Origin of the sequence: Micromonospora sp. NPDC049274 (genome assembly GCF_040678875.1) — a bacterium.
In the GTDB taxonomy this organism is placed as follows: domain Bacteria; phylum Actinomycetota; class Actinomycetes; order Mycobacteriales; family Micromonosporaceae; genus Micromonospora.
Genome location: NZ_JBFAQS010000004.1, coordinates 230,517 through 256,965 on the forward strand (window position 1 = coordinate 230,517; position 26,449 = coordinate 256,965).

Consider the following 26,449-nt stretch of genomic DNA (forward strand, 5'->3'; position numbering starts at 1 on the left):
ACCGCATCTCCTGGTCGTCACCTCGATCGGCGAGGAACGGCGAGCGGAGAGGCACCACGATGAGCACAGCACAGAGCACGCACCGCGTCCTGATCCTGGGGGCGGGCTACGCGGGGATGGCCACGGCGATCCAACTGGCGGCGCGCACCCGGCGGCGCTCCGACGTGCGGGTGACGCTGGTGAACGCGCAGGAGCGGTTCACCGAGCGGTTGCGGCTGCACATGGCGGCGACCGGGCAGGACCTCGCCGAGCTGACCATTCCCACCCTGCTGGCGGGCATGGACGCGCGGTTCGTCCGCGGATGGGTGACCGCCGTGGACGCGCACACGAGAACCGTCCGGGTCGACGACAGCCGGGAACTGCGCTACGACACGCTTGTCTACGGGCTGGGCAGCGTCGCCGACACGGCAGCGGTGCCGGGCGCCCAGGAGCACGCGTACACCCTGGACAGCCCGGGGGACGCGGCCGCGCTGGCCGACCGGCTGGCGCGGCTCGGCGGCGGAACCGTCGTCGTCGCCGGCAGCGGCCTGAGCGGCGTCGAGGCGGCGGCCGAGATCGCCGAGAGGCACCCGGAGCTGACAGTCGTGCTCGTCGGCCAGCGGGAGCCCGGGGCGGGCATGAACACGACGGCACGGGCGTACCTGGGCAACGCCCTCACGCGACTGGGCGTTCAGGTGCGCGGCGGGTCGGCGGTGACGAGGGTGCTGCCGGACGGGGTCGAGCTGGCCGACGGGCGCGGCGTCGCCGCCGACGTCGTCCTCTGGACCGGCGGTACGCGGGTGTCGCCGCTGGCGGCCGCGGCGGGGCTGACCGTGGACGAGCGCGGTCGCGTCGTCACCGATGCGACGCTGCGCTCGGTCTCCCACCCGGACGTGTACGCGATCGGCGACGCCGCGGCGATCCCGCAGGGCTACGGCGTCCTGCACGGCACCTGCCAGAGCGGCATGCCGACAGGCGTGCACGTCGGGGTGTCGATCACCAGGACCCTCCGAGGCCGGCAGCCCCGACCGTTCCGGTTCGGCTACTACCACACGCCGGTGAGCCTGGGACGGCGTGACGCGGTCGTCCAGTTCACCCACCCCGACGACAGCCCGCGCCGGGTGTGTCTGACCGGCCGCGCCGCGGTCTGGTACAAGGAGACGGTGAGCGCCTCGCCCTGGCCGACGTACCGCCGCATGTCGCGACTGCCGGCCTCCGGCGCGTACTGGCCGCGTGGCGGCCGCTTCACCCGGCTGCGGGACGCCCGGTGACCCCACCCGCCGAGAGCGTCGACCAGCAGGTTTTCCACCGCCACCGCAACCTGCTGTTCTCCGTGGCGTACCGCATCCTCGGCAGCGCGGCCGACGCGGAGGACGCGGTGCAGGACGCCTGGATCGCCTGGTCGGCGGCCGAACGTTCGCAGGTCGCCGACCCCAGGGCGTACCTGGCGCGGATCGTGTCGAACCTCGCGTTGCAGCGCCTGCGCTCCGCTCAGCGTCAACGCGAGACCTACGTGGGACCGTGGCTGCCGGAGCCCATCCTCACCGTCGGCGACACGGCCGACGCCGTCACCGACGCCGAGTCGGTGTCGATGGCGATGCTTGTCGTGCTGGAGACGCTCAGCCCGCTGGAGCGAGCGGTGTTCGTCCTGCGGGAGGTCTTCGACTTCAGTCACGCCGAGATCGCGGAGGCGGTGGAACGCTCCGAGGCCGCGGTACGCCAGGCCGCGCACCGTGCCCGCGAGCACGTGCGGGCCCGACGTCCACGCTTCCCGGCGGACCCTGTGCGGCAGCGCGGGGTCACCGAACGGTTCGTCGCCGCCGCGACCGGTGGGGACCTCAACACCCTGCTGGAGTTGCTGTCCCCGGACGTCACGTTGTGGACCGACGGTGGAGGCAAGGTCCGTCAGGCGCTGCGGCCGATCGTGGGCGCCCGGACGGTGGCCGCCTGGTTCGCCGCCATCGGCACCGTCACCTACCAGGGTGTCCCGCCCGCCGACATGACAGTTGCCCGCGCCGAGATCAACGGCGGCCCGGGCGTGGTGTTCCGCGGCGCGGGCCGGGTGATCGCCACCGTCACCTTCGACATCGACGCCGAAGGCCGCATCACCGCCATCCACAACGTCGCCAATCCCGACAAGCTGCGCGCCGTCGCCACCGGCACCGCCTTCGACGTCCGGTCGAGCTGAGACGGCCCCGGGAGGGACTCCCGGGGCCGTCTCAGGGCGTACGCGAAGGGGGTCAGCCCTGGCGCAGCGGCGCGAGCGCGGCGCTCCAGGCCACGACCTGGTCGAGGGTCGCGTTGAGCGCGTCCCGCTGGTGGTCGTTGGGCTTGAAGACGCTGAAGTTCTCGAAGTCGGTGAAGAGCGAGAGGGCGACCTGCGCGCGCACGTCGGCCATCTGCAGCTCACCGGCGATCAGGCGCAGGTGCTCGACGGCCCGGGTGCCACCGACCGAGCCGTAGCTGACGAAGCCGACGGCCTTGTTGTTCCACTCGCCGTAGAGGAAGTCGATGGCGTTCTTCAGGGCGCCCGAGGTCGAGTGGTTGTATTCCGGCGTTACCATCACGAAACCGTCAAACGACGCGATGGTCTCGGCCCAGCGCAGCGTGTGGGGCTGGCTGTACTGGCCCATCGAGGGCGGGTACGCCTCGTCGAGGTGCGGCAGCTTGTAGTCGAGCAGGTCGATCAGCTCGAACTGCGCGTCGGAGCGCTGCTGGGCGATCTCGTGGACCCAACGGGCGACGGCTTCGCCGTTACGCCCCGGGCGGGTGCTTCCGAGGATGATCCCGATCCTGGTCATGGCTGCGCCTTTCAGTAGTCCGAACCTGACGCCGGAACGCTAGCCACTTCTTGCTTCGTCAAGCAAATGACGGGCCTATGGGCGTCGTCACACGCTGCGTGAGCAATTGCTCAATCAAGCAACTATGCTGAGAGCATGCCCGACCCCAGCTCCGAGCCTCTGCGACCCCTCGATTCCGACGAGGAGGCGCTGATCCGCGCCCTGGGCCGGGTGATGTACGTGGTGCCGCGCACCATCGACGCCGACATGGTCAGCGATCGGCAGGTGCCGCTCACCGAGTACACCGCTCTGATGAATCTCTCCGAGGCGCCGGACCGGCGCATGCGCATGCACGAGCTCGCGGCGGCCTGCTACCTCTCGCTGAGCGGCATGACCCGGACGATCATTCGGCTGGAGACGCAGGGCCTGGTCAAGCGGGAACGGTGCGAGGAGGACGCCCGTGGGTGGAACGCGGTGCTCACCGACGCGGGCTTCGCCCGGCTGGAGGAGTCCTGGCCCAGCCATCTCGCGGCCGTACGTCGGCGGTTCCTCCGCCACTTCGAGGGGCTCGACCTGGCCCAGCTGGCCCGCGCGTTCGGGCGCGCGGGAACGGCCGACTGAGCGAGGTCGAGCCCTCGACGTGGTGGCGTGAGCCCTAGGCGTTTGCCACGAGCCGCCAGCGGTTGTCGGCGCTGCCGTTGTCCGAGTCCTGCACGGCCTGCGCGCCGTACGCGGTGTTCCCGTTCAGGATGCCGAGCAGCTTGCCGCTGTTGACGTTGCGGATCTTGTAAGTGCCGTCGCCGTTGTCCACCAGGGTCCACCGGTGATCGGCGGTGCCGTTGTCGGACCACTGCAGCACGCGGGCGTTGTCGGCGGTGGACATGTTCTCCACGCCGAGGACCTTGCCGCTGTTGACGTTGCGGAACCGGACCGCGTTGCCGTCGGTCACCACGACCCAGTTGTGGTCGGCGGTGCCGGTGTCACCCCACTGCACGGCGAGCCCGCCGTCGGCGGTGGACATGTTCTGGATGCCGAGCACCAGGCCCGTGCCCACGTTCACCAGCCGGTGGCTGCTGCCACCACCGCTGCTGCCGCTGGTGTTCCAGTAGACGGTGTAGTTGAAGCCGTGGGCGTCCTGGAACGGCCCGATGTTGACGGTGGACCCGTTCGCGGTGGCGGTGAACGCCAGCGCGCTGGTGCTGGTCCGGGCGATGGACGAGACGTTGAGTGCCGGCGGCGCGCTCAGCGTGCTGTTGCCGTAGTTGCCGCAGAGCACGCTCGGGCCGTAGGTGAGGGCGGCGATGCTGGAGTTGTCGTTCGTCGGCTGCGCCACGACACGCATCGGCAGGCGCACGGTGATGGTGTCCCCGGCGGCCCAGGTACGCGTGACAGTGGCGTAGCTGCCGGGCGTCGTGGCGACGGACTGCTCCACGCCGTTGACGCTGATCGTCGCGCCGTTGGTCCACGCCGGAATGCGGACGCGGACGCTCCACGACCCGCTCATCGTGCCGCCGAGGGTGAGGGTGGTGGTGTCGCTCACCGGGTACGTGGTGCTCTGGGTGACCGTGATGCCTCGCTGCGACCAGTTCAGCTCCGAGGGCACGAACAGGTTCACGGTCAGCGTGGTGCCGCTGTAGAAGTAGATGGAGTCCATCAACTTCGTGTTGATCTCCACGCCGGTGCCCTGGCAGCACCAGAACGAGTTGTAGTCGGTGCTCCAGGTGCCGCCGCCCCACGCCGGACCCACGCCACGTCGGCCACCCGGCTTGAGCGGGGTGAAGTAGGTGATGTGGCCCCGGCTGTCGGCCGGGTTCTGCGCGCCGATGAGGTGGTTGATCGTGGCGCGCTCGTAGTAGTCGAAGTAGTCGGTCCGGCTCGGGTCGAGCAGCCACAGCTCCCGCGTCAGCTTGAGCATGTTGTAGGTGTTGCACTGCTCGCAGGTGTCGTTGCTGAGGTATCCGGCGATCGCGTTGGGCGCCCGGAAGTGCTCGGCCTGGCTGTTGCCGCCGATGACGTAGGTGTGCGCGCGCACGGTGATGTTCCAGGCGTTGCTGGCGATGTCCCGGTAGCGGGTCGTCCCGGTGGCCTTGAACTCGCGGGCGGCGCCGACCCACTTGGGCACCTGCGTGTTGGCGTGCAGGCCGTTGAGCTGGTCCTGGTTGTTGGCCAGGGGGTTGAACACGGAGGCGTGGTCGAAGCGCTGGGCGGTGGTGAGCCACCGGGAGTCGCCGGTCATCTGGTAGATCTCGGTCAGCACGTCGTTCATGCCGCCGAACTCGGTGCCGAGCATCGACTGCATCTGGCTGCTGCTCAGGCGGGAGGTGCGGGTGTCGACCCAACCGGCGAGGGCCAGCAGCACCGTGCGGGCCTGCGTGTTGCCGGTGTAGCGCCACACGTCGAGCAGCCCGGCGAGCGTCTTGTGGATGCAGTAGTAGGGCACGTTGCCGTTGGACAGCGTGCGTGCTTCAAGGGCGGAGAAGTCGGACTCCGGGAAGCCGGAGAGGTATCCCGACCCGAACCCGGCCGCGCCGTTGTTGGCCTGGCACTTGGCCAGCTCGGCGACCATGTAGTTCGCCTTGTCCCGGCAGGTGGTGTCGCCCAGTACCGCGTAGGCCTGTGCCCACGCGGTCAGGAAGTGCCCCTGCATGTGGGTCCGGAACGGGAAGTTCGGCGCGTCCCACCCACCGTTGGTGGCGGCGCCGTTGGTGGACAGCCGGTGGTTGGCGCGGAAGTTGTAGAGCATGCGGTCGACGTCGACGAAGCGCAGGTAGTTCAGGGTGCGGTTCTGGTTGTCCAGCCAGCGGCCGGCGGTCAGTCGCACCTGGCCGAGGTCGAAGGCGTAGGCGCCGACGCCGATGTCCGGCCGCGCCGGCGGGACCACGGCAGCGGCGGCGGGGCCCGCGCCGAGCGTCGTGGCTCCGGTCGCGGAGATCACGGCGGTGGCGCCGGCGGCTTGCAGCACGCGGCGTCGGCTGAGGGGCAGGGACGACATGGGACCTCCAGGTGAGCGCTACCGGCGACGGGACGACAACCGGGCGGGACGGGCTCGGCGGGGATGCAGGGGTCCGAACGTTAGCGTTCACATCCGTGTCCGGCATGTTACGGCCCCAGGCCCCATCAATTCAAGATGGTAACTGTCGGCAGTGGTCCCGCGCCTGTGGACGATCGGTGCGCCGCCCTACCGGTAAGCGTCTGGGGTAACGCGCGCCCGCTCGTGTTATCGATAACACGAGCGGGCTCAACCGGGCGGCCGAGCACCACCAGGTAGAACAGCGCGTGGGCCGTGTCAGCGGGCCGGGGCGTGGGGCGCGAGCGGGTTGGCGAGGGTGCCGACGAACTGCAGGGCGGCCGACGGGTCGGCCAGGTCGACCATCTGCTGGTTGTCGCGCAACTGGAGCCGGTTGAGGCAGGACAGCGCGAACTCGGGGGCGAACAGGTCGTAGTGGCGTACCCGCTCGGCCAGGTGCGGCACCCGGTCGAAGTAGTCGGCGGCGCAGGCCGCGACCGTGCCCCAGAAGGCGTCCTCGGTGAGCACCCCGGCCTCGACCAGCACCGCGCCCAGGTGCCGCAGGAAGCAGTCCACCACGTCGGTGAAGATGCTCAGCAGCTTGGTGTCGTCGGGCACCTCGACCTGGATCCGCCGCACCTCCGCCGGCAGCTCGACGTCGGTGTTCAGCACCGCGATCTCCTCGGCGATGTCCTTGAAGATCACCCGCTCGACGGTGTCGTGCTCGTCGAGGACCAGGATGACGTTCTCGCCGTGCGGCATGAAGGCCAGGTCGTGGGCGTAGAAGCTGTGCAGCAGCGGGGTCAGGTAGGCGTCCAGGTAGCGGCGCAGCCACACCTCGGGTGTCAGGCCGGACCGGTCGATCAGGGCCGCCGCCAGCGAGCCGCCGTGGTCGTCGGTGTGCAGCAGCGCGGCCATGGTGGACAGCCGCCGCCCGGGGGCCAGGCCGGGCAACGGGCTCTCCCGCCACAAGGCGGCCAACATCTTGCGGTACGGGGAGGTGCGCTCGGTGGCCGCCTCGTACTGCCGGTGCCGGTAGCCGACCGCGGCCCGCTCCCGGATGATCGTCAGCCCGGTGCCGGCGAGCACCTCGTCGCCGGCGATCAGGTCGGCCAGCCAGTCGTTGATGGCCGGGGTGGCGGCCATGTACGCGGCCGACAGCCCGCGCATGAAGCCCATGTTCAGCACCGACAGCGCGGTCTTCACGTAGTGCCGGCGCGGCTCGGTGACGTTGAAGAACGTGCGGATCGACTGCTGCGCGAGGTACGAGTCCGGTCCGGGGCCGAGGTGCACCAGCCGACGCTGGGCCAACTCCCCCGCGAAGGTGACGGCCAGCTTGTTCCACCACTGCCACGGGTGCGCCGGGATGAGGTGGTAGTCGGCGAGATCCAGCCCGAGCTCGGCCATCGTGGCGGCGAACCGGGCCAGTGTCTCCGCGTCCAGCTCGCCGGCGATCAATGCGTCGTAGTCCAGGTCGGCGGCGCTGCTGAACGTCGAGTGGTCCCGGTGCGCGGCCAGCCACTCCAGGCGTACGGGAGTGGCGGCCTCCGGGGCGTAGCGGTGGTACTCGTCGACGCCGAAGCCGAGCCGGCCGTTGTTGGCCACGAAGCAGGGATGCCCCTCGGTCATCGACGTCTCGATCGTCTGGAAGTCCGCCTCGGCCAGTTCGGCGGCGCTCGGCAGGGACTGGGCCAGCTTGTACGCGGTGCCCGCGAGGGTGGAGGTGATCTCCTCCAGGTAGACCGGGAGCACCCGCGCGGACAGCCCGAGGGCGTCGCGCAGCTCGACGATCAGGTCCACGGCGTCGGGAGCCACGGCGACGCCGTCCCGGTGCCGGGTGATGCTGTCGGCGTCGATCTGCCAGTGCTCCAGCGCGAGCACCCGGGCCGCGAAGCGGTAGGTGACGGTGCCGTCGTCGCTGCGGACCTCGTACCACTGCCGGTCGTCCGGGCTCGGCACGGGCTGCGGGGTGAGCAGCCGTTCGTGGGTGAACTCGGCGAGCGCCTTGCGGACCAGCATCCGGTTGGCCCGCGCCCAGCGCTGCGGGGTGAGATGCGCGACCGGGTCGCCGGGCGCGGCCGGCGCGGCGGGCGCGCCGGGGGTGGTGTGCGTGGCGGTCGTCTGGGCGGGGACGGCGGTGGAGGTCACGCCGGGGCTCCTTCGGTGTGGGTGGCGGCGGCCTCGGCGGCGTGCCCGGCTGCGGCCTGGAACTGGGCGCGAGTGCAGACGCTGAGCAGGGCGTCCTTCTCCGGCTTGGCGATCGGGCCGACGACCTCGAAGCCGACGGCGGCGTTCAGCGCGTGCACGGCGGTGTTGCGCACGTCGGGTTCGACCACCACCCGCTCGGTCGCCGGGTCGGCGAAGAGCCAGGCCATGACTGTAGTGATCACCGCCCGGGTGAAGCCGTGCACGGGGTCTCCGGCGGGCGCGCACAGGAAGTGCATGCCCACGTCGCCGGGCTGGGCGTCGTGCAGGCCGACCAGCTCGACACGGGCCGGGTCGTAGCGCTCGGCCAGGAAGGCGGGCTCCCCCCGCCACAGCCCGAGGTACGCGTCATGGTGCGGGTGCGCGGCGATACGTCGATACTCCTCGATCACCTGGGCCTCGTCGGCGTCCTGCATCAGCCAGAACGCCGCCTTCGGGTGGGTCACCCAGCCGTGCAGCAGCGGGGCGTCGGCCTCCGGTTCGAGGGTACGCAGGGCGAACGCGCCGAGCCGGTCGTCGACGCGGGTGAAGACGACGTTCACGACGTCACCCCGGCCGGGGCGCCGAACTCCTGGAAGGTGATGCTCTTCTCGATCGGGTAGTGCTCCCGGCCGAGCAGCTCCCGGATGATCCAGGAGTTGCGGTACGCGCCCATGCCCAGGTCGGGTGAGGTGATGCTGTGCGTGTGGGTGCCCGCGTTCTGCAGGAAGATGCCCCGCCCGCTGTGGTCGATGCTGTAGTTGCGGGCCACGTCGAACCGGCCGTGCGCGTCCCAGCGGATCCGCTCCCGCACCGGGGCGAGGAACTCGGGCACCCGGTAGTGGTAGCCGGTGGCCAGCACCAGCCCCTCGGTACGCAGGGAGAAGTCCCGCTCCTGCTCCACGTGCCGCAACCCGAGCGTGTACTCCCCGTCGTGGTGGGCGGCGTCGACCAGCTCGGTGTTGGTCAGCAGCCGGGTACGCACCGGCCCGTCGACGCTGTGCGCGTAGAGCATGTCGAAGATGTCGTTGATCAGGTCGGCGTTGATCCCCTTGAAAAGGCTCTTCTGCTCGGCCTCCAGCCGGTAGCGGGTCGCCTCGGGCAGCGCGTGGAAGTAGTCCACGTAGTCCGGCGAGGTCATCTCCAGCGTCAGCTTGGTGTATTCGAGGGGGAAGAACCGGGGCGAGCGGGTGACCCAGGTGAGCTGGTAGCCGTACCGGTCGAGGTCGCCGAGCAGGTCGTGGTAGATCTCGGCGGCGCTCTGCCCACTGCCCACCACTGTGATGCTGCGCTTGGCCCGCAGCGCGTCGCGGTGCTCCAGGTACCGCGAGTTGTGCACGGCGTCGCCGGGCAGCCCGGCCACGGCGGCGGGCAGGTGCGGCGGGGTGCCGGTGCCGAGCACCAGGTGCCGGGCGCGGTACTCGACGCTCTCCCCCTCGCCCGTGCTGGCCCGCACCACGTACCGCTCGTCGGCGCTGTCGTACTCGACAGTGGTCACCGTCTGGCCGAAGCGCAGGTTCGGCAGCTTCGCCGCCGCCCACCGGCAGTACGCGTCGTACTCGCTGCGCAGGGGGTAGAAGCTCTCCCGGATGTAGAACGGGTAGAGCCGGCCGATCTCCTTGAGGTAATTGAGGAAGGAGTACGGCGACGTCGGGTCGGCGAGGCTGACCAGGTCGGCGATGAACGGGGTCTGCAGGCGGGCCGACTCCAGCAGCATGCCGGGATGCCAGGCGAGGCTCGGGCGGGCCTCCAGGAACACCCCGTCCAGCTCGTCGATCGGCGCGGTGAGGCAGGCCAGGCCCAGGTTGTACGGGCCGAGCCCGATGGCGATGAAGTCGTGGGTGGACATCGGGTTCTCCAGGCGCGGGTTCGTGATCGCCGGCGTCGGCCGACGGGCGGGTCAGCCGGCGTCAGCCGGCAGGGATCAGTCGGGGTCAGCCGACGGGGCAGGTCAGGTCGGCGGCGGCGCGCTGGCGCACGTACCGGCCGGCGTGACCGGCGATCAGTTCGAGCACGTGGCCGACATCGTCGACGGTGGTTGCCGGGTTGAGCAGAGTGAACTTGAGGAAGTGTCGACCGTCTACCCGGGTGCCGGCGACCACGGCGAGGCCGGAGGCGGCGAGCGCCTCCCGGGCATGCAGGTTGGCCGCGTCGGCGAACTCGCGGCCCGCGCCGGTGGGCAGGTAGCGGAAGACCACTGTGCTCAACTGCGAGCGGGTCACCACCTCGAAGCGGGGATCCTCGCTGACGAGCTGCCAGGCGTCGGCGGCCCGGTCGACCACCTCGTCGAAGAGCGCGCCGAGCGCGTCCGGGCCCATCACCCGCAGGGTCAGCCAGAGCTTCAGCGCGTCGAACCGGCGGGTGGTCTGCAGGCTCTTGTCGACCTGGTTGGGGATCTGCTGCTCCACCATCCGCGCCGGGTTGAGGTAGTCGGCGTGGTAGGTGGCGTGGCGCAGGACCCGCCGGTCGCGGACCAGCAGCGCGCTGGAGCTGACCGGCTGGAAGAACGACTTGTGGTAGTCGACCGTCACCGAGTCGGCCCGTTCGATGCCGTCGAGCAGGTGCCGGCGCGTCGGCGAGACGAGCAGCCCGCAGCCGTACGCGGCGTCCACGTGCAGCCAGACGCCGGCCGCCGCGCAGATCCCGGCCAGGTCGGTCAACGGGTCGATGGAGCCGAAGTCGGTGGTGCCGGCGGTGCCGACGACAGCCATCACGACCTGCCCGGCCTGCCGGCACCGGGTGATCTCCTCGCGGACGGCGGCGGGTCGGATCCGCCGCTGCGCGTCGGTGGGCACCGCGATCACCGCGTCCGGGGCGAGCCCGAGCAGCTTGGCGGACTTCTGCACGCTGAAGTGCCCGGCCGCGGACGTGAGCACCCGCAGCCGGGGCAGCAGCTCGGCGCGTGCCGCCGCGCTGGTCGCCTCGGCGCACGCCTCCTCCCGGGCCAGCAGCAGCGCCTGGAGGTTGGACTGGCTGCCCCCGCTGGTGAACACGCCGTCCGCGTCCGGGCCGAAACCGATCCGCTGGGCGGTCCAGTCGATCAGCCGCCGCTCGATGAGGGTCGCCCCGGCGCTCTGGTCCCAGGTGTCCAGGGATGAGTTGACCGCGCTGAGGACCGCCTCGCCGAGCAGCGCCGGAATGACCACCGGGCAGTTGAGGTGGGCCAGGTAGCGGGGGTGGTGGAACCAGACGGCGTCGCGCAGGTAGACGTCCTCCAGCTCGTCCAGGGCCGCGCCGGCGTCACCCAGGGGCCGGTCCAGGTCGACCCGGTCCACCAGGGGGGCCAACTCGGCCGGTGTGACGCCGGTGCCGGGCCGGTCCACCGCGGCGACCCGGCGGGCGACCCGGTCGACGCCGGCGGCGATCGCCCGCCGGTACTGCTCGACCGAGCCGTCGTGCAGCAGCTGCGCCCGCGCGGCGGCCCTTTCGGCAGCCGTCGCCGGCGGCAGCGCGGCCGTCGACGCCGGCGGCCGGATGCCTGTCGACGGCGGTGCGGCTACGGCCGGCACGGGCGGGTCGGGCTCAACGGGGTACGTCGGCACGGTCACGGGATGTCCTCCACGTTCTCGACGATGGGCAGCCGGAACCCTCCCCCGGCGCGGGTTCGAGCGCCGGGGGCCGTGCTGCGTTTGGCGGTGGGTCGCTGATCAGGCGGTGGCGGCGGCCAGCGCCTCGGCGCGCACGTCCTCCTCGGAGAGCCCGCGCCGCCAGTAGCCGGCGAAGGTCACCCGGCGGCGGTCGATGCCGCGCTCGCCGACCAGGTGCCGGCGCAGCGCCCGCACCGCGCCGGACTCGCCGGCGATCCAGGCGTACGGCCTGCTGGCGGGCAGGCGGGCGGCGCGCAGCGCGCTGACCAGCAGGTCACTCCCGGGCGGGGTGCTGCCGCGCACGATCCAGCGGATTTCCGCGGCGGCCTCGGTGGGCAGCTCGGTGATGTCCGCGGCGTCGGGGACCTCGATCCAGGCGCGGACCCGGGCGCCGGCGGGCAACCAGGCCAGGATGCCGGCGGTGGCCGGCAGCGCGGTCTCGTCGGCGACCAGCACCACGAGGTCCGTGTCGTCCGGCGGGCGGAAGCAGACGCTGCGGTTGTCGTGCACCGCCGGGCCGAGCAGCAGCACCCGGTCGCCGAACCCCGCCAGGCTGGCCCAGCGCGAGGCGGGACCGGTGCCGCCGTGGCCGACGAAGTCGATGTCCACCTCGCCGGCTTCCGGGCGGTGCTCCCGGATGGTGTACGAGCGCATGACCGCGCGGACATCCGACGGGAGAGCCCGCCAGGCGGCGAACCAGTCCTCGCCCCGCTCGACCGGGACGACAGGGGTGTCCTGCCCGGGGTGCGGCAGGAACAGCGAGACGCTCTGGTCCCGGCCGCCGCCGGCGAAGTCGACGAGCTCCGCGCCACCGAAGGTGACCCGGATCAGCGAGGCGCCGACCTGGCGGGCCCGGACGACGTGCGCGGCGAAGAAGCGGTACTGCAGGGCGACGGGTTCGACGGTGCTCGTGCTCATGGCGTCAGCTGACCTTCTTCGCGTTGCGGATGGCGGTCGCGAGGTTCTCCAGCAGCGGCGCGGAGCCGGCGTACGAGAAGCGGGGCACGGCGTCCCACGGGGTCACCTGGTTGGCCTTGACCGCCGGCAGTTGCTGCCAGGTCGGCTTGGCGGTGAGGTCCTTGGGCTGCAACGCGGTGCTGCGGTTGTCCAGCAGGATCAGGTCGGCCGGGAACTTGCCGGCGTTCTCCCAGCTGAGCGCCTCGAAGTAGTCGCCGGCCTCGAGCTTGGTGGGCAACACGATGTCGACGCCCAGCTCGGCGAAGTACATGAGGTCGGTGCTGACCTTCGGGTTGGACACGTAGAACAGGTCGGGGCTGCCGGAGCAGGCCATCACCTTGATGCCGGGGTTCGCCTTGACGGCCTGCCGGACGGCGTCGGCTGCGGCGTCGAAGCGGGCCTTCGCGTCGGTGACCTTCTTGGCGGAGAGGTCGGCGCCGAGCGACTCGGCCAGCGCGGCGTACCGCTCGATGGGCTTGGTCATCGGCACGCGGGCCGTGGTGATCGCCACGCTGGGCGCGAGCGGAAGGATCTTGTCCTTGCTCTCGTCCGGCACGTACCAGAGGGCGTCCGGGTCGTACATGTGGGTGACAAGCAGTTCGGGGCGCAGAGCCGCGTACTTCTCCAGGCTGAACTCGCCCCACACGTTGCCGAGGACCTCGACGGCCTCGACGTTGAGGTCGCCGGCCTGCGGATCGGCCGAGCCGTCGGCACGCTTGGTCTCGCCGAACACGCCGACGAGCTGCTTGTCGAGACCGAAATCGACCAGTGCTGCCGCCACTCCGGTGAAGGCCACCACGCGCGCCGGACGAGTCGCCGCCTCGATCTTCTTGTTGCGGTCGTCGGTGAACGACCAGGGGCCGCTGGCGTTGCCGCTGCCAGTGGGCTTGGCCGCATCGTCCTTGCCGCAGCCGGCGAGGAGCGCGGCCAGCGTGGCGGCGCCGCCGGCGGCCAGCAGGCCACGACGAGAGAGGCGACGGGCGGACAGTGCATCGGGCATGGTGTCGTCTTTCGATCAAGGGAAGGTCGGGTCGACCGGGACAGCGGGGTTAGGTTAGCCTAACCTCGGTCGTTGTCAACAGCGGTTCGCCGTGTCGCCACACTCCCGGAGCCCACACTGGACGCCACACCCACCGTCACCACCTTGGCACCGACCGTGCCGGACGGGTCGACGGCCCCTCCCCCGAAGCGACGCCGGGCGGCCCGCGCCGTCGGCCTGCTCGGCGCCGTGGCGCTGCTCGGCGTGATCCTGGTGCTCAGCATCGCGGTCGGCGCGAAGTCGTTGCCGCTCGCCGACGTCTGGTCCGGGTTGCTGCACCCCGACGCCAGCGAGTACGCGGTGGTGCACCGGATGCGCCTCCCCCGTACCCTGCTCGGGCTGCTCGCCGGCACGGCGCTCGGAGTGGCCGGCGCCGTGATGCAGGCCCTCACCCGCAACCCCCTCGCCGACCCAGGGCTGCTCGGCATCAACGCCGGCGCGTCCGCCGCCGTGGCCGTCGCCGCCACCTTCTTTGGCGTCACCGCCATCGGCGGGTACGTCTGGTTCGCGCTGCTCGGCGCGGCGCTTGTCACCGCGCTTGTGTACGCCGTCGGCGGCGGGCGCGGCGCGACCCCGGCCCGCCTCGCGCTCGCCGGCGCGGCGCTCAACGCCACCCTGTACTCGTTCGTGAGCGCGGTCATGCTGCTCGACACCGCCTCGCTGGACCGGCTGCGGTTCTGGACGGTCGGCTCGCTGGCCAGCGCGGACTCCGCGACCGTGACCCGGGTGGCGCCCTTCATCCTGGTCGGCCTGCTGGTCGCCCTCGGCGCCGCCCGTCCGCTGAACGCCCTCGCGCTCGGCGACGACGCGGCCCGCGCCCTCGGCGCTCGACCGGCAGTGATCCGGGCCGCCGTGATCGTCGCGGTCACCCTGCTCTGCGGCGCGGCGACCGCCGCCTGCGGCCCGATCGTCTTCGTCGGCCTGCTGGTGCCGCACCTGGTACGCGCGCTCACCGGGCCCGACCTGCGCTGGCTGCTGCCGTACTGCGCGGTGCTCGCGCCGGTGCTGCTGCTCGGCGCCGACGTGCTGGGCCGGGTGCTCGGCCGGCCCGGTGAACTCCAGGTCGGCATGGTCACCGCCGTGCTGGGCGGCCCGCTCTTCCTCTGGCTGGTCACCCGGGGACGGGTGGCACACCCGTGAGCGCGCGCACCAACGGGCTCAGCACCATGACGGTTCTCCGTACCCCCGGGGGTTTGTCGGTGCGGTTCCGCCCCCGCGCCCTGGCCGTGGGCCTCGGCGCGGCGGTGCTCGCCGCCGGGCTCGGCCTGGTCGCGTTGGGCAGCGGCGACTACCCGATGGGCCCGACCGACGTGCTGCGCGCCCTGTCCGGCGGCGGCAGCGTGGCGGAGCAGTTCATCGTGACCGAGCTACGGCTGCCCCGGTTGGTCAACGCCCTGCTGGTCGGCGCCGCGCTGGCGCTCGGCGGCGCGGTGTTCCAGTCACTGGTCCGCAACCCGCTGGGCAGCCCCGACATTCTCGGCTTCACCCAGGGCGCGTCGACAGGCGCACTGGTGGTGGTCGTCGTGGGCGGCGGCAGCCTGGCCCTGGCCGGCGCCGCGGTCGTCGGCGGGCTCGCCACCGGCCTGCTGATCTACGCGCTCGCCTGGCGGCGGGGCGTGCACGGCTACCGACTCGTCCTGGTCGGCATCGGCGTCTCCGCGATCCTCACCGGCGTCAACGGCTACCTGCTGACCCGGGCCCCGCTGATGGACGCCGCCCGCGCGGTGCTCTGGCTCACCGGCAGCCTGGACGGACGGGGCTGGGCCAACGCCGGGCCGCTGCTCGCCGTCACCGCGGTGCTCGCGCCGCTGGTGCTCGTCGGCTGCGGCCCGGCGCTGCGGATGATGGAGCTGGGCGACGACACCGCCAGCGCGCTCGGCGTGCCGCTACGCCGGCTGCGCCTGGTGCTGCTCGCCTCGGCGGTGCTGCTGGTGTCGTTCGCGGCGGCGGCCGCCGGCCCGGTGTCGTTCGTGGCGCTCGTCGCGCCGCACGTGGCCAAGCGGCTGACCCGGGCGCCCGGCCCGAACCTGCTGCCGTCGATGGCCGTCGGCGCGGCGCTGCTCGTCGGCGCCGACCTGGTGGCCCAGCGCGCGTTTCCCGGGCACCAGCTTCCGGTCGGCGTGGTGACCGGAGTGCTCGGCGGTGGCTACCTGGTCTGGCTGTTGGCCGTCGAACGCCGGGCGGGTCGGCTGTGAACACCCCTGACGCGATTCAAGGAGCACCCATGACGTCCCGCCTCGGCGGCACCGCGCTGACCCTCGCCTACGATCGGCGCACCATCTCCGAGGACCTGACGGTGGCGGTGCCCGACCGGTCGTTCACGGTGATCATCGGGCCGAACGCGTGCGGCAAGTCGACGCTGCTGCGCGCGCTGTCGCGGATGCTGCGCCCGAGCGCCGGCGCGGTGCTGCTCGACGGTCGGGACATCCACGACCTGCCCGCCCGTAAGGTGGCCCGCACCCTCGGCCTGCTACCGCAGTCGTCGATCGCCCCGGACGGGATCGGCGTCGCCGAGCTGGTCGCCCGGGGCCGCTACCCCCACCAGGGTCTGCTGCGGCAGTGGTCACGCGAGGACGAGCGGATCGTCGACGAGTCGATGGCCGCCACCGGGGTCGCCGACCTCGCCGACCGGCCGGTGGACGAGCTGTCCGGCGGCCAGCGGCAGCGCGTCTGGATCGCCATGGCGCTGGCCCAGCAGACCCCGCTGCTGCTGCTCGACGAGCCGACGACGTACCTCGACATCGCCCACCAGATCGAGATCCTCGACCTGTGCGCGCGGCTGCACGAGGAGCAGGGCCGTACGCTTGTCGCGGTGCTGCACGACCTCAACCACGCCGCCCGGTACGCCACCCACCTCATCGCGATGCGCGACGGGCAGGTGGTGGCTGCCGGCGACCCTCGGGAGGTGGTCACCGCCGACCTGGTCGCCGAGGTGTTCGGGCTGCCCTGCCGGGTGATCGACGACCCGGAGACCGGCACTCCGCTTGTCGTCCCGGCCGCCCGCCGTCGCGCGCCCGAGCCGGCATGAGGCCGGGGCTCTTCCGCGACAGGTGGGGCGTCCCGCACGTACGCGCCGCCGACCCGCTCGCCCTCGCGGCGGCGCAGGGCCGGGTGACCGCGTACGACCGGGCGTGGCAGATCGAGGTGGAACGGCACCGGTCGCAGGGCACCAGCGCGGCAGTCCTCGGCGTCGACGCGCTCGGCTGGGACCGCTTCGCGCGCCAGGTCCGGCTCGACGACACCGCCCGCCGCTGCCACGCCAACCTGGACGACGCGACAGCCGAGTGGGTGGGCGCGTACGTCGACGGGGTGAACGACCGCCTCGCCGCCGGGGCGGCCCGGTCACCGGAGTTCGCCGCCACCGGGCTCGTCCCGGGCCGGTGGGAGCCGTGGACGCCCCTCGCGGTGTGGCTGGGCCACCACATCCTGTTCGCGGGATTTCCCGGCAAGCTGTGGCGCGAGCACGTCGCGCAGCGCCTCGGCCCGGCGGCGGTCGAGGCGTTCGCCACCGACGGGCCGGCCGTCGCCGGCAGTAACGGGTGGTTGCTGGCCGCCGAACGCACCGGCACGGGCGGCGCGCTGCTCGCCGGTGATCCGCACCGGTTCCTCGAGGATCCGGGCGTCTACCAGCAGATCCGGCTGGCCTGCCCGGAGTACGACGTGGTCGGGCTGGCCGTGCCCGGCGTGCCGGGCATCGCGCACTTCGGCCACACCGGCGCGGTGGCGTGGGCGATCACCAACGCGATGGCCGACTACCAGGACGTCTACGCCGAGCGGTTGCGCCGGCAGGGTACGCGGGTGCAGGCGCTCGGCCCGGACGGCTGGCGGGAGGCGCACGTCCACGTCGAGACGATCGAGGTGGCCGGCGCGGACCCGGTGCGTGTGGAGGTGGTGGAGACCGACCGGGGGCCGGTGATCGCCGGTGGGCCGGACGACGAGACGGCGGTGAGCCTGCGCTACCCGCCCCGGGTCCGCGGCGAGTTGGGCTTCGCGGCGTTACCGGAACTGCTGCGCGCCCGTAGGGTGTCCGATGTGGACTCCGCGTTGCGGCACTGGGTGGAGCCGGTGAACGTCGTGCAGGCGGCGGACACCGCCGGCGGGCTGCTGCACCGGGTCGCCGGGGCGGTGCCGCGGCGGCATCCCGACAACGGCCGGCGGGTGGTCCCCGCCTGGGAGACCGCGTACGCCTGGCGGGGTTGGCACGCGCCGCTGCCTCGCGCGCAGGTGACCGGCCGGGCGGTGATGGCAAACGAGCGGGGGCTGGCGGCGTCGCTCGGCGTCGAGTTCGCCCCTCCGCACCGGGCACGTCGGATCACCGAGCTGCTCGACGCCGGCCGGGACTGGACGGCCGAGGACATGGCCGTCGTGCACACCGACACGTACCTCGGCTCGGCCGGGCCGCTGCTGGCGGTGCTGGGCGGGCTGACCGGGCTCGGCCCGGCCGCCGCCGCGCTGCGCGACCGGCTGCTGCGCTGGGACCGGCGGATGAGCGCCGACAGCACCGACGCGGCGGACTTCGCCATCCTGCGGGCGGCAGTCGTGCGCCGGATCGCCGCCGATCCCGCTCTCGCGTCGCTGGCCGAGCCTCCGGCGTACCCCGAGGTGTTCGCGCCCTGGTTGGCGCTGACGCCGCGGGTCGGCTACGCGCTGGAGCACCTGCTCGACGGCACGTCGCTGCCCGGCCTCGACGCGGCGGCGGCGGTCCGCGCGGCGGCCGAGGAGGTCACGGACGCGACGGACGGCCACGTGCGCTGGGGTGACCTGCACCGGCTGACGCCGTGGCGGGCGCTGCCCGACCCGGACGCCGCGCCCGGTCCCCGCCTCGACGGCGACCACGACTGCGTGCTGGCCACCTCCAGCGTGCCCGGCGTCACCCACGGCTGCTTCCGGGGGCCGGCCGCGCGGTTCGTCTGGGACCTGGCCCGCCGCCAGGACAGCCGGTGGGTGGTCCCGCTGGGCGCCTGCGGGGTGCCCGGCGACCCGCACCACGACGACCAGCAGGCCGCGTGGCTGGCCGGCGAGCTGCTGCCGGTGACCACCGACTGGGAGCGCCTCACCGAGGAGTCGGATGAGCACTGACGAACCGCACTACCGGCGTGACGTCACCGGTTTCGGCGTGGTCACCGTCCGTCCGGTGCGTCCGGACGAGGACGCCGACCTGCTGCACGGCTGGGTCACTGCCGAACGCGCACGGTTCTGGGGGATGCGCGAGGCCAGCCGCGAGCGGGTGCGCGAGATCTACGCGTACCTGGACTCGCTGAGCACCCACCACGCGTACCTGGCACATCGCGACGGCGTACCGGTGGCGCTGGTGCAGACGTACGAGCCGGGGGCCGATCCGGTCGGCGGGTGCTACGAGGTGCGCCCCGGCGACGTCGGCGTCCATCTGCTCGTCGGACCGCCGGTGACCGCCGAGCGGGGTTTCACAGGCGCGCTGTTCGGCGCGATCCTGGAGTTCGTCTTCGCCGACCCGGGCCGGCTGCGGGTCGTCATGGAGCCGGACGTCCGCAACGAGCGGATGCTCCGCCGGCTGCGGCGCAGCGGCTTCCGGGCCGGTCCGGTGATCGACCTCCCGGAGAAGCGCGCCCGGCTGCACTTCCTCGACCGGCCGGCCGTCGCCGGCTGACGCCGCGACGGCACCGGCCGCCAGCCGGAGTGCGTGGGGCACCCCGACCGACGGCCGGCCGTCAGCGCGTCACCGCAGGCCGAAGGCCCTGGTGATGCTCTGGCTCACGGTGTTGCCTGCCGCGTCGCGCGCGGTGGTGCGCAGGCTCACGAAGCCGGCCTTCGCCGGCCCGGCCAACGTGGTACGCCAGCCGTCGCCGTGCCGGGTCAGCCGCTGCCTCTGCCAGGTCTTCCCGTCGTCGTAGGACACCTCGACGGTGACCGCGCCGATCGTGCCCGTGACACCCGGCAGGTGGGAGGCCACCACGGTCAGCGGCGCCCGCCGCGACGCCCGGCCGGCGGGGTCGATGGCCACCTGGTAGTCCAGCTGGATCATCGGCAGCACCGCCGAGGACTCCGCGCCGGTGGCCGCCGAGCTGAAGCCCCACTCGGTGCGGGTCTGCCGGGAGTACGGGTTGGTCCAGGCGGCCCTGTCGTTCTCCACCACCAGGCGGTACGGCAGGCGCTGCGCGGCCAGCCCGGAAACCTGGAGATACTCGGCGTTACCCCAGTTCAGCTCCTTGTCGCCCTGGTAGAGGGTGGTCCGGTTGACCATGTCGTAGTTCGCGTACGCCTCACCGATGTGGCCACCCCCGTCGCCCCAGCCCGGCGCGGGCAGGTAGACGGTGTCCAGGTAACGCACCGGCACGTAGCCGCCGCCCATCCGGGGTCGCTGGATCGGCCCGAACCACTGCACGCTGCTCGGTCGGTCGGCCCGGTAGGTGGCCACCTCCATCAGGTGCTGGCCCGTCTCGCCGGCGATGAACGCGTCGTCGATCCACCGCTGGTCGGCGCTCACCCAGTCGGTCCGCCGGCCCTGCGCCGGGGCGGGCTCCTGGTTGCTCGACGCCCAGCCGCGCCACACGTCGGTGCGGAACTCCAGCGCCTTGCCCTGCCGGTAGTTGCGGAACTCCACGTCGACGCGGGCCAACTGCCGCTTCGTGGGCCGGTAGGTCGGGTCGGCAGGCACCGTCCCGGTCCAGTGGTGCGCCACGTCGTACAGGTAGGTGGTCTCCGGGTGCGAGTCGACGGTGAGCCGTACCGGGCCGCGCCCCAGCGCCGCGATGAGCTGGTCGCCCTCGTCGGCGCCGAGCGTCGCCACCGTCACCGGGGCCGGGCTCTCCGGGCTCCACGGCGCCTCGTCCCACGGCTGGAGGCGACCGACGCCGTCGTTGACCACGAGCAGCAGCGTCGCCCCGGCCGCGGCGGCGGCCTGCGCCTGGGTGGCGATGTCCACACTGTCGCTGCGGCGCACCACCACGGCCCGGTCGCGGACCGGACGCTTGGCCAGTCCCGCCGTCGACGCGTCGGCGACGTAGACCGCGTCCAGCTGGCGACGACCGGCCGGCAGCGCCGGGGTCGCCCGCTTCACCAGCAGATCGTCGTACGAGCGGCCGCCCGCCGAGAACGTCAGGGCCGGCTGTTCCAGCCGCCACCGGGCGCCGAACTCGAACTCGCCGTCGGTCACCGGGCGGCTCGTCGGCAACGCCCACATGCTGTCGTACGAGTCGTCGGGCAGCACCTGACTCTCGGTGAGACCGTTCTTCGTGGACCGGTGGATGTCCATCCGCAGCGCGCTGGCGGTGGCCTCCTGCGGCACCTCGGCGCGTACCTGCCGGGCGGCCCGCGCGTCCAGGGTGACGGTGCGGTCGGCAGTCAGGTTGACGTCGGTGAAGCTGAGCATCGCCATGCCCTTGGAGTGTGGCCCGTGCGCGCCGCGCACGTCGGCGGAGAGCCAGCCGCTCCAGCTCGCCACCGGCAGCCGCAGCGTGGCGGTGCCGCTCTCGGGCAGGTCCACGGCGCTGAACAGGCCGTCGGTGGTGAGGATGACCTTGCCGGCGAGCGGCTTGCCGTCCCGGTCCTTGGCGACGAGCGTCAGGTTCTGCCGCTGGCCCTCCTTGCCCGCCCCGATCAGGGTGCGACCACGAACCGTACCGGCGTCGTCGGTGGCGATGATCGCGCCACTGACCTGCTTCTCGACCGGCAGCTTGTCGTACGCGGCGGTCAGCGTCACCGTTGCGGTGCCGGCGGCGGGCACGGTGACCGTGCCGGCGGACAGGGCGAAGAGGCCGGCCGGTGCGGTCGGCGCGTCGAGGGCCAACCGCAGGGTGACAGGCGTGCTGCCGGCGTTGGTGTAGGTGACGGTCCGGTCGACGCTCGCGCCGGGCTGCTGCGGCCACGCCTGGAAGCCGGAGTAGGCGCTGGGGGTGGCGAAGACTGTGGCGTGCACGGCGGCGGCCGCGTCCACCCGGCCGGCGCCGGCCTGGTACGGGGTGTAGCCCGGCGTGGCCTTGACGGTGCTGACCAGCGCCTCCTTGATGCGCTGACCGGTCCAGTCAGGGTGCGCGGCGGCGACCAGCGCGGCCGTGCCGGCCACGTGTGGCGTCGCCATCGACGTGCCGCTCATCAGCGTGTAGTCCCCGGATCCGCCCCGCACGTAGTGGGAGCGGGCGGCGAGGATGTCCACACCGGGTGCGGTGATCTCGGGCTTCAGTCCACCGTCACCGGCGCGCGGGCCCTGGCTGGAGAAGTCGGCGAGGTGGTCGGTGGAGTCGACGGCCCCCACGGTGAGCGCGGAGTTCGCCGCCCCCGGGCTGCCGATGCTGTTCGGCCCGCCGTTGCCGGCGGCGATCACGAAGAGCGCGCCGGTCTCGGCGCTGAGCCGGTCGACGGCCTGGCTCATCGGGTCGCTGCCGTCGGTGGACTCACCACCCAGGCTCATGCTGACGACCCGGGCCTTCTGCTCGCGGGCGGCCCACTCCATCCCGGCGATGATCCACGAGTCCTGCCCGCTGCCCTCGCTGTTGAGCACCTTGCCGACGTGCAGCCGGGCGCCCGGAGCGACGCCGCGCTCGGCGCCACCGGACGCGGCGCCGGTCCCGGCGATGGTCGAGGCGACGTGCGTGCCGTGTCCCTTGTAGTCGAGGATGTCGGGCTCCTCGGGCACGAAGCTGCTCGACTCGGCGATCTGCCCGGCGAGGTCCGGGTGCTCGGCGTCCGCGCCGGAGTCGAGCACCGCGACGTCGACACCGGCGGCGGTGTTGCCCTCGGCCCAGACGCCCGGAGCGCCGATCTGCGCGGTGGACTCGGCGAGGTCGGCGTGCACCCGGCCGTCCAGCCAGACCTTGGCGATGCCGTTCGCGAGCGTCGGCGCGTCACCGGTACGGCGGGCCGTGCCGGCGGTGAGCGCGCCCCAGAACCGGTCGGCGGTGCCGCGCGGGCGGGTCAGCGCCGCGCCCCGCACGCTGTCCAGCGGTCGGACCAGTTCGGCACCGTCCACAGTGGGCCGGGTGCGGGCGCGGGCCGCGGCGTCGGTGAGCGTCACGATCAGCGGGAGCGCGTCGGTGTGCGCGTCGTCGTACCCGTCGGCGATGAGGTCGGTGACGTTGAACAGCTGCCGGTCCAGCAGGCCCCCGGTGACGTACGGCAGCGCCGCGTCCGGGTAGACGTAGGTGTCGCCGTCGAGCACCGTACGGTGGAACGTCGGCGTGCTGCCGTCCGGCCGGCGGACGGTCGAGACGGTGCTGCCGTCGGCCGCGGTGGTGACGGTGACCGTGTCCCCGGTGATGAGGGTGACGGTCGACGCGCGGCCCGGGGCCGCCGGCGGCTGACCGGTGGGGCGACCCGGGTTTCCCGGCGGGGCAGCGGACGCCCCCGTGCCGGGTGGGGTGAACCCGGCGGCCAGAGTGAGGGCGGCGCCGAGGGCGATCAGCCCTGATCGGCGGCGCCTGGAAGACAGAGCCACGATGACCTCTTTGTGTCGAGGAGCGGTACGCAGCACAGCATCACGGCAACGCCCATTCCTCGTACCCCGCTGTCCCCCGGCGCATTGACGCCATGGCGCAATCGCGCCACCCGGTTGTCAGCGTTTGTGGGCTGTCAGCTTGGCCAGCTGGTCCAACTGGGTGGGGTCGGAGAGGGCCGAGCCGACGGCTGCCACCCGGACGCCCGCGTCGAGGAACGCGGCGGCGTTGCCCGCGTCCAGGCCGCCGGTGGCGACGAAGCGCAGCTGCGGCAGGGGGCCGGCCATGGCCTTGAACCACGCCGGCCCGAGAGAGATCGCGGGGAACGCCTTGAGCCAGGTCAGGCCGTGCCGCAGCGCCTGCTGCGCCTCGGTCGGGGTGGCCACGCCGGGCAGGTGCGGCAGGCCGCGCGCGGCTGCGGCGTCGGCGACCGCGAGGTCCAGACCGGGCGCGACGGTGAACGCGGCACCCGCGTCGGCCGCCGCCGCGACCTGCTCGACGTCGAGGACGGTGCCGGCGCCGACGATCCGGTCCCGTGCCGCCCCCGCCTCGACGGCGGCGCGCAGGGCCGGCACCGCGTCCGGGGTGGCCACCGGCACCTCCACCACGTCGATGCCCAGGTCCCAGGCGCGCTCGGCGAGCCGGACGGTCTCGGCGACCGGCAGGCCGCGCAGGATCGCCATCACCCGGGCGCCACCGAAGATGTGGTCGAAGTCAGCTGTGGTCATGGTCCACTCCATCCGAGGTCACGGGAGATCTGCTGGGTGGTGGCCAGCAGTCGGGGTAGCACGTGGCGCAGGTCGGCGAGGGTGGCCACCACCGTCGGGGCGGTCACCGACACCGCCGCGCTCACCGACCCGTCGGCGTGGCGCACCGGCGCGGCCACACAGGTGATCAGCGGTTCGAACTCACCGTCGTCGGCGGCCCACCCCCGCTCGGCGACGGCCGCCAGCTCCGCGCGCAGCGCGGCCGGGTCACAGATGGTGGCCGGGGTGTACGCCGGCAGCGCGCCACCCTCGACCAGCCGGGTCAACTGCGGGCGGTACGCGAGGACCGCCTTGCCGACCCCACTGGCGTGCAGCGGGGCGGTGCGGCCGATCCGGGAGTACATCCGCACCTGGCCACGGGCCTCGATCTTGTCCACGTAGACGAGGTCGTCGTCGACCAGCTGTGCCAGGTGGATGGTGTGCCCGCAGTCGCGGCCGAGCGCCGCCAGGTGGGGGCGGGCCACCGCACGCACGTCCAGCGAGTCCAGTGCCTGCTGCGCGAGGTCGATCAGCCGCAGGCCCACCGTCCAGCCGCCGTCGGTGCGGCGGGCGAAGCCACCCGACTCGAGGGTCTGCAACAGCCGCAGCGCGGTGGACTTGTGCACCCCCAGGTCGGCGGCCACACCACCGAGCTGCGCGGGCTCGCGCGCCAGCAGTTCGAGCACGCGCATCGCCCGGTCGACGCCCTCGGACACCCCTCAGCCCTCCGCCGATGCGGTGGTCAGGTCGGGTGGTGACCAGGGTCCGTCGAGCAGCCGCTGAAACCAGGACCACGCCGGCAGCGGGGCGTTGTCGCCGGCGCTGCCCAGCGCCTGCGCGGCGACGAGGTGACCCAGGCGCAGCCGCCGCGCCGGGTCCAGGTCACGCAGCAGCCCGGCCAGGTAACCGGCGGCGAACGCGTCGCCGGCGCCGACCGGCTCCACCACAGACACGCGGGGCGCCGGGACGACGACAGGCGCGGCGTCGCGGCTCAGGACGGTGGCGCACACGGCGCCGTCCTTGACGACCACCGTCCGCGGGCCGGGAAGCAGTAGGCGTACCGCCGCCGCGTCGGCGGTGCCCCACAGGGCGTACGCCTCGTCCTGGCCGACGAAGACCAGGTCGCTCGAGTCGGCGAGGTCACGCAGCACCGGCGCGGCCCGCTCGGCGGGCCAGAGCCGGGCCCGGTGGTTGACGTCGAAGCTGACAAGCGCGCCCGGCAGCGGCCGGTCGGTCACCGCGTGCTCGACAAGCGCCCGGCAGGAGGCGGAGAGCGCCGGGGTGATCCCGGACAGGTGCAGCACCCGCGCGCCGGCCAGCCGTGGGTCGGCCAACGCGCCGGGGTCCATCCGGGACGCGGCCGAGCCCGCCCGGTAGTAGTGCACGGCGGTGCCCGTCGGGCCCGGGTCCTTGAGATAGAGGCCGGTGGGGGCGGCATGGTCCACGCCCACCAGATCCACGTGGACGCCTGCCTCGGCCACGTGCCGGACGACCGCCCGGCCGAAGGGGTCGTCGCCGACCCGGCTCACCCAGGTCGTCAGGTGGCCGAGTCGGGCCAGGTAACCGGCGACGTTGGACTCCGCGCCGCCGACCGAGACGGCGACCCGCTCGGCGTGCTCCAGCGGCTCGCCCGGCGGTGGGCACAGCATGACCATGGTCTCCCCCACCGTGACCACCTCGGCCGGCGGAGAGCCGACCGGGGCGGCAGCGTGGTCGGGTCGGGGGTCGCTCGACATGGCGGCACACGTCCTCGAGGAGGGGGTCCGGAGTGCCGCCGAGCCTAGGCGCGTTGTGCCAGACGAGCAACCCGTTGCGCTGAGCGCAACGGGCGTCAGGGCAGGGTCAGCCCGTACGCGGCCAGCACCTCCCCGATCGGCTGGTAGTAGGTTGTGCCGCCGGAGGTGCAGTTGCCGGTGCCCCCGGAGAGGATGCCGAGGATCGTGCCGGTGGACGCCACGTACAGCGGCCCGCCGCTGTCCCCCGCCTCGGCGCAGATGTTGGTGCGGATCAGGCCGTAGATCACGCCGGTGGCGTAGTTGACTGTCTGGTTGAGCCCGGTGACCGTGCCGCAGCGCACCCCTGTGGTGCTACCGCTGCGACACACCGCCTGACCCACGTACGCGGTGCCGGCGCCGTAGATGGTGAGCAGCCCGGGGTAGGTGTAGACGGCGCTCGGATGGGCGATCCGGCCGGTGTAGCGGATCAGCCCGTAGTCGTTGCCGGGATAGCTGGTGGCGGTGCGGGTGCCGAGAACCGTGGTCTGCGCGCTGTCGGCGTACCAGGCGCTGACGGCCGCGGTGCAGTGGCCGGCGGTGATCACGTAGTAGGTGCTGCCGCTGCGCACGTTCGCGCCCAGCGAGCAGCGGCTGCCGCCGCCGTAGATGCCCTGCCCGGCGGCGATCAGGGGGCGGAGCGTGCCGGGTTCGCGACGCAGCAGCGCGCCGGCCCGGTCGGCCGCCGCCCGCAGCCTCGCCAGGTCGGTGGCGGCCACGGTGTCGTCGACGGTGACTGTCATCCGGCCGGTGGTCGGGTCGAGGCCCCAGGCGGTGCCGGGTGTGCGTACCCCGGACAGCACGGCCGGCGGGTCGGCGGCGGCCCGGTCGGGGACGGCGGCCCGCGCCGCGCCCGGCGCGACGAGCAGCAGGGCGGTCAGGACGAGGGCGACGAGTGGGGAGCGGCGCATCCGAACCTCCGGTGGAGATCGAGACCGATGGATGCCGATCAGCGTCACCCGGGGTGGAACGTCCTGGCAACCTCCGGTCG

Annotated in this window: 21 protein-coding genes; 8 read left to right on the forward strand and 13 right to left on the reverse strand. The window is 73.0% G+C overall.

Going from position 1 to position 26,449, the window contains the following annotated elements; translation table 11 throughout:
• Nucleotides 1–59: 59 nt before the first annotated feature.
• Nucleotides 60–1,250 carry an FAD-dependent oxidoreductase gene (locus AB0K10_RS09985; RefSeq protein ID WP_363681822.1) on the forward strand — a complete coding sequence of 397 codons (1,191 nt, stop codon included), beginning with the start codon at nt 60–62 and terminating at the stop codon, nt 1,248–1,250.
• Nucleotides 1,247–2,167 carry an RNA polymerase sigma-70 factor gene (locus tag AB0K10_RS09990; protein WP_363681824.1) on the forward strand — a complete coding sequence of 307 codons (921 nt, stop codon included), beginning with the start codon at nt 1,247–1,249 and terminating at the stop codon, nt 2,165–2,167. The genes AB0K10_RS09985 and AB0K10_RS09990 overlap by 4 nt, the downstream gene beginning before the upstream one ends.
• 52 nt (nt 2,168–2,219) lie before the next feature.
• Here the strand turns inward: AB0K10_RS09990 and AB0K10_RS09995 are convergent, their stop codons facing one another.
• Nucleotides 2,220–2,780, reverse strand: coding sequence for an NAD(P)H-dependent oxidoreductase (locus tag AB0K10_RS09995; RefSeq protein ID WP_266243282.1), 561 nt, complete (start codon nt 2,778–2,780; stop codon nt 2,220–2,222).
• 135 nt (nt 2,781–2,915) lie between these two features.
• On the opposite strand from AB0K10_RS09995, the gene AB0K10_RS10000 reads away from it, so the two are divergent.
• Nucleotides 2,916–3,380: a MarR family transcriptional regulator gene (locus AB0K10_RS10000; protein WP_363681826.1), complete on the forward strand. Its 465-nt coding sequence runs from the start codon at nt 2,916–2,918 to the stop codon at nt 3,378–3,380.
• A gap of 34 nt (nt 3,381–3,414) precedes the next feature.
• Here the strand turns inward: AB0K10_RS10000 and AB0K10_RS10005 are convergent, their stop codons facing one another.
• The 7 genes from AB0K10_RS10005 to AB0K10_RS10035 all read right to left on the reverse strand — a co-directional run bounded on the left by AB0K10_RS10005 (nt 3,415) and on the right by AB0K10_RS10035 (nt 13,494).
• Nucleotides 3,415–5,751, reverse strand: a complete 2,337-nt coding sequence (locus AB0K10_RS10005; protein WP_363681828.1) for a beta-L-arabinofuranosidase domain-containing protein — start codon at nt 5,749–5,751, stop codon at nt 3,415–3,417.
• A 294-nt stretch (nt 5,752–6,045) separates the two neighbouring features.
• Entirely contained in the window at nt 6,046–7,785 is a 1,740-nt protein-coding gene (locus tag AB0K10_RS10010) for an IucA/IucC family siderophore biosynthesis protein (RefSeq protein WP_363682204.1), read from the reverse strand.
• Nucleotides 7,786–7,910: 125 nt separating this feature from the next.
• Nucleotides 7,911–8,513 (reverse strand): GNAT family N-acetyltransferase, encoded by a 603-nt coding sequence (locus tag AB0K10_RS10015; protein ID WP_363681830.1) that lies wholly within the window; start codon nt 8,511–8,513, stop codon nt 7,911–7,913.
• Nucleotides 8,510–9,799 carry a lysine N(6)-hydroxylase/L-ornithine N(5)-oxygenase family protein gene (locus AB0K10_RS10020; RefSeq protein ID WP_363681832.1) on the reverse strand — a complete coding sequence of 430 codons (1,290 nt, stop codon included), beginning with the start codon at nt 9,797–9,799 and terminating at the stop codon, nt 8,510–8,512. The genes AB0K10_RS10015 and AB0K10_RS10020 overlap by 4 nt, the downstream gene beginning before the upstream one ends.
• A gap of 85 nt (nt 9,800–9,884) precedes the next feature.
• Nucleotides 9,885–11,426: an aspartate aminotransferase family protein gene (locus tag AB0K10_RS10025; protein ID WP_363682206.1), complete on the reverse strand. Its 1,542-nt coding sequence runs from the start codon at nt 11,424–11,426 to the stop codon at nt 9,885–9,887.
• Between the two features lie 171 nt (nt 11,427–11,597).
• On the reverse strand, nt 11,598–12,455 hold the full coding sequence (locus AB0K10_RS10030; RefSeq protein ID WP_363681834.1) for a siderophore-interacting protein: 858 nt from the start codon (nt 12,453–12,455) through the stop codon (nt 11,598–11,600).
• 4 nt (nt 12,456–12,459) lie between these two features.
• Nucleotides 12,460–13,494 carry an ABC transporter substrate-binding protein gene (locus AB0K10_RS10035; RefSeq protein WP_363681835.1) on the reverse strand — a complete coding sequence of 345 codons (1,035 nt, stop codon included), beginning with the start codon at nt 13,492–13,494 and terminating at the stop codon, nt 12,460–12,462.
• Between the two features lie 144 nt (nt 13,495–13,638).
• Between AB0K10_RS10035 and AB0K10_RS10040 the strand changes: the two genes are divergently transcribed.
• Genes AB0K10_RS10040 through AB0K10_RS10060 form a run of 5 tightly spaced genes read left to right on the forward strand, consistent with a single transcriptional unit; the run spans nt 13,639 to nt 19,159 of the window.
• Complete coding sequence (locus AB0K10_RS10040) at nt 13,639–14,673, forward strand: iron chelate uptake ABC transporter family permease subunit (RefSeq protein WP_363681836.1); 1,035 nt, start codon at nt 13,639–13,641, stop codon at nt 14,671–14,673.
• 26 nt (nt 14,674–14,699) lie between these two features.
• Nucleotides 14,700–15,728 (forward strand): iron chelate uptake ABC transporter family permease subunit, encoded by a 1,029-nt coding sequence (locus AB0K10_RS10045; RefSeq protein ID WP_363682208.1) that lies wholly within the window; start codon nt 14,700–14,702, stop codon nt 15,726–15,728.
• A 29-nt stretch (nt 15,729–15,757) separates the two neighbouring features.
• Complete coding sequence (locus tag AB0K10_RS10050; RefSeq protein WP_363681837.1) at nt 15,758–16,561, forward strand: ABC transporter ATP-binding protein; 804 nt, start codon at nt 15,758–15,760, stop codon at nt 16,559–16,561.
• Complete coding sequence (locus tag AB0K10_RS10055; RefSeq protein WP_363681838.1) at nt 16,558–18,612, forward strand: penicillin acylase family protein; 2,055 nt, start codon at nt 16,558–16,560, stop codon at nt 18,610–18,612. The genes AB0K10_RS10050 and AB0K10_RS10055 overlap by 4 nt, the downstream gene beginning before the upstream one ends.
• Nucleotides 18,602–19,159, forward strand: coding sequence for a GNAT family N-acetyltransferase (locus tag AB0K10_RS10060; RefSeq protein WP_363681839.1), 558 nt, complete (start codon nt 18,602–18,604; stop codon nt 19,157–19,159). Before AB0K10_RS10055 ends, AB0K10_RS10060 begins: the two co-directional genes overlap by 11 nt.
• 69 nt (nt 19,160–19,228) lie before the next feature.
• Here the strand turns inward: AB0K10_RS10060 and AB0K10_RS10065 are convergent, their stop codons facing one another.
• From AB0K10_RS10065 to AB0K10_RS10085, 5 genes are all read right to left on the reverse strand, one after another.
• Nucleotides 19,229–22,942 (reverse strand): S8 family serine peptidase, encoded by a 3,714-nt coding sequence (locus AB0K10_RS10065; protein ID WP_363681840.1) that lies wholly within the window; start codon nt 22,940–22,942, stop codon nt 19,229–19,231.
• 117 nt (nt 22,943–23,059) lie between these two features.
• The gene (locus AB0K10_RS10070; protein ID WP_363681841.1) at nt 23,060–23,668 is read right to left on the reverse strand and encodes a bifunctional 4-hydroxy-2-oxoglutarate aldolase/2-dehydro-3-deoxy-phosphogluconate aldolase; all 609 of its coding nucleotides are present in this window, start codon (nt 23,666–23,668) and stop codon (nt 23,060–23,062) included.
• Nucleotides 23,665–24,402 (reverse strand): IclR family transcriptional regulator, encoded by a 738-nt coding sequence (locus AB0K10_RS10075; protein WP_363681842.1) that lies wholly within the window; start codon nt 24,400–24,402, stop codon nt 23,665–23,667. Before AB0K10_RS10075 ends, AB0K10_RS10070 begins: the two co-directional genes overlap by 4 nt.
• 3 nt (nt 24,403–24,405) lie before the next feature.
• Nucleotides 24,406–25,422 carry a sugar kinase gene (locus AB0K10_RS10080; protein WP_363681844.1) on the reverse strand — a complete coding sequence of 339 codons (1,017 nt, stop codon included), beginning with the start codon at nt 25,420–25,422 and terminating at the stop codon, nt 24,406–24,408.
• A 95-nt stretch (nt 25,423–25,517) separates the two neighbouring features.
• On the reverse strand, nt 25,518–26,369 hold the full coding sequence (locus AB0K10_RS10085; RefSeq protein WP_363681846.1) for a S1 family peptidase: 852 nt from the start codon (nt 26,367–26,369) through the stop codon (nt 25,518–25,520).
• Between the last annotated feature and the right edge of the window lie 80 nt (nt 26,370–26,449).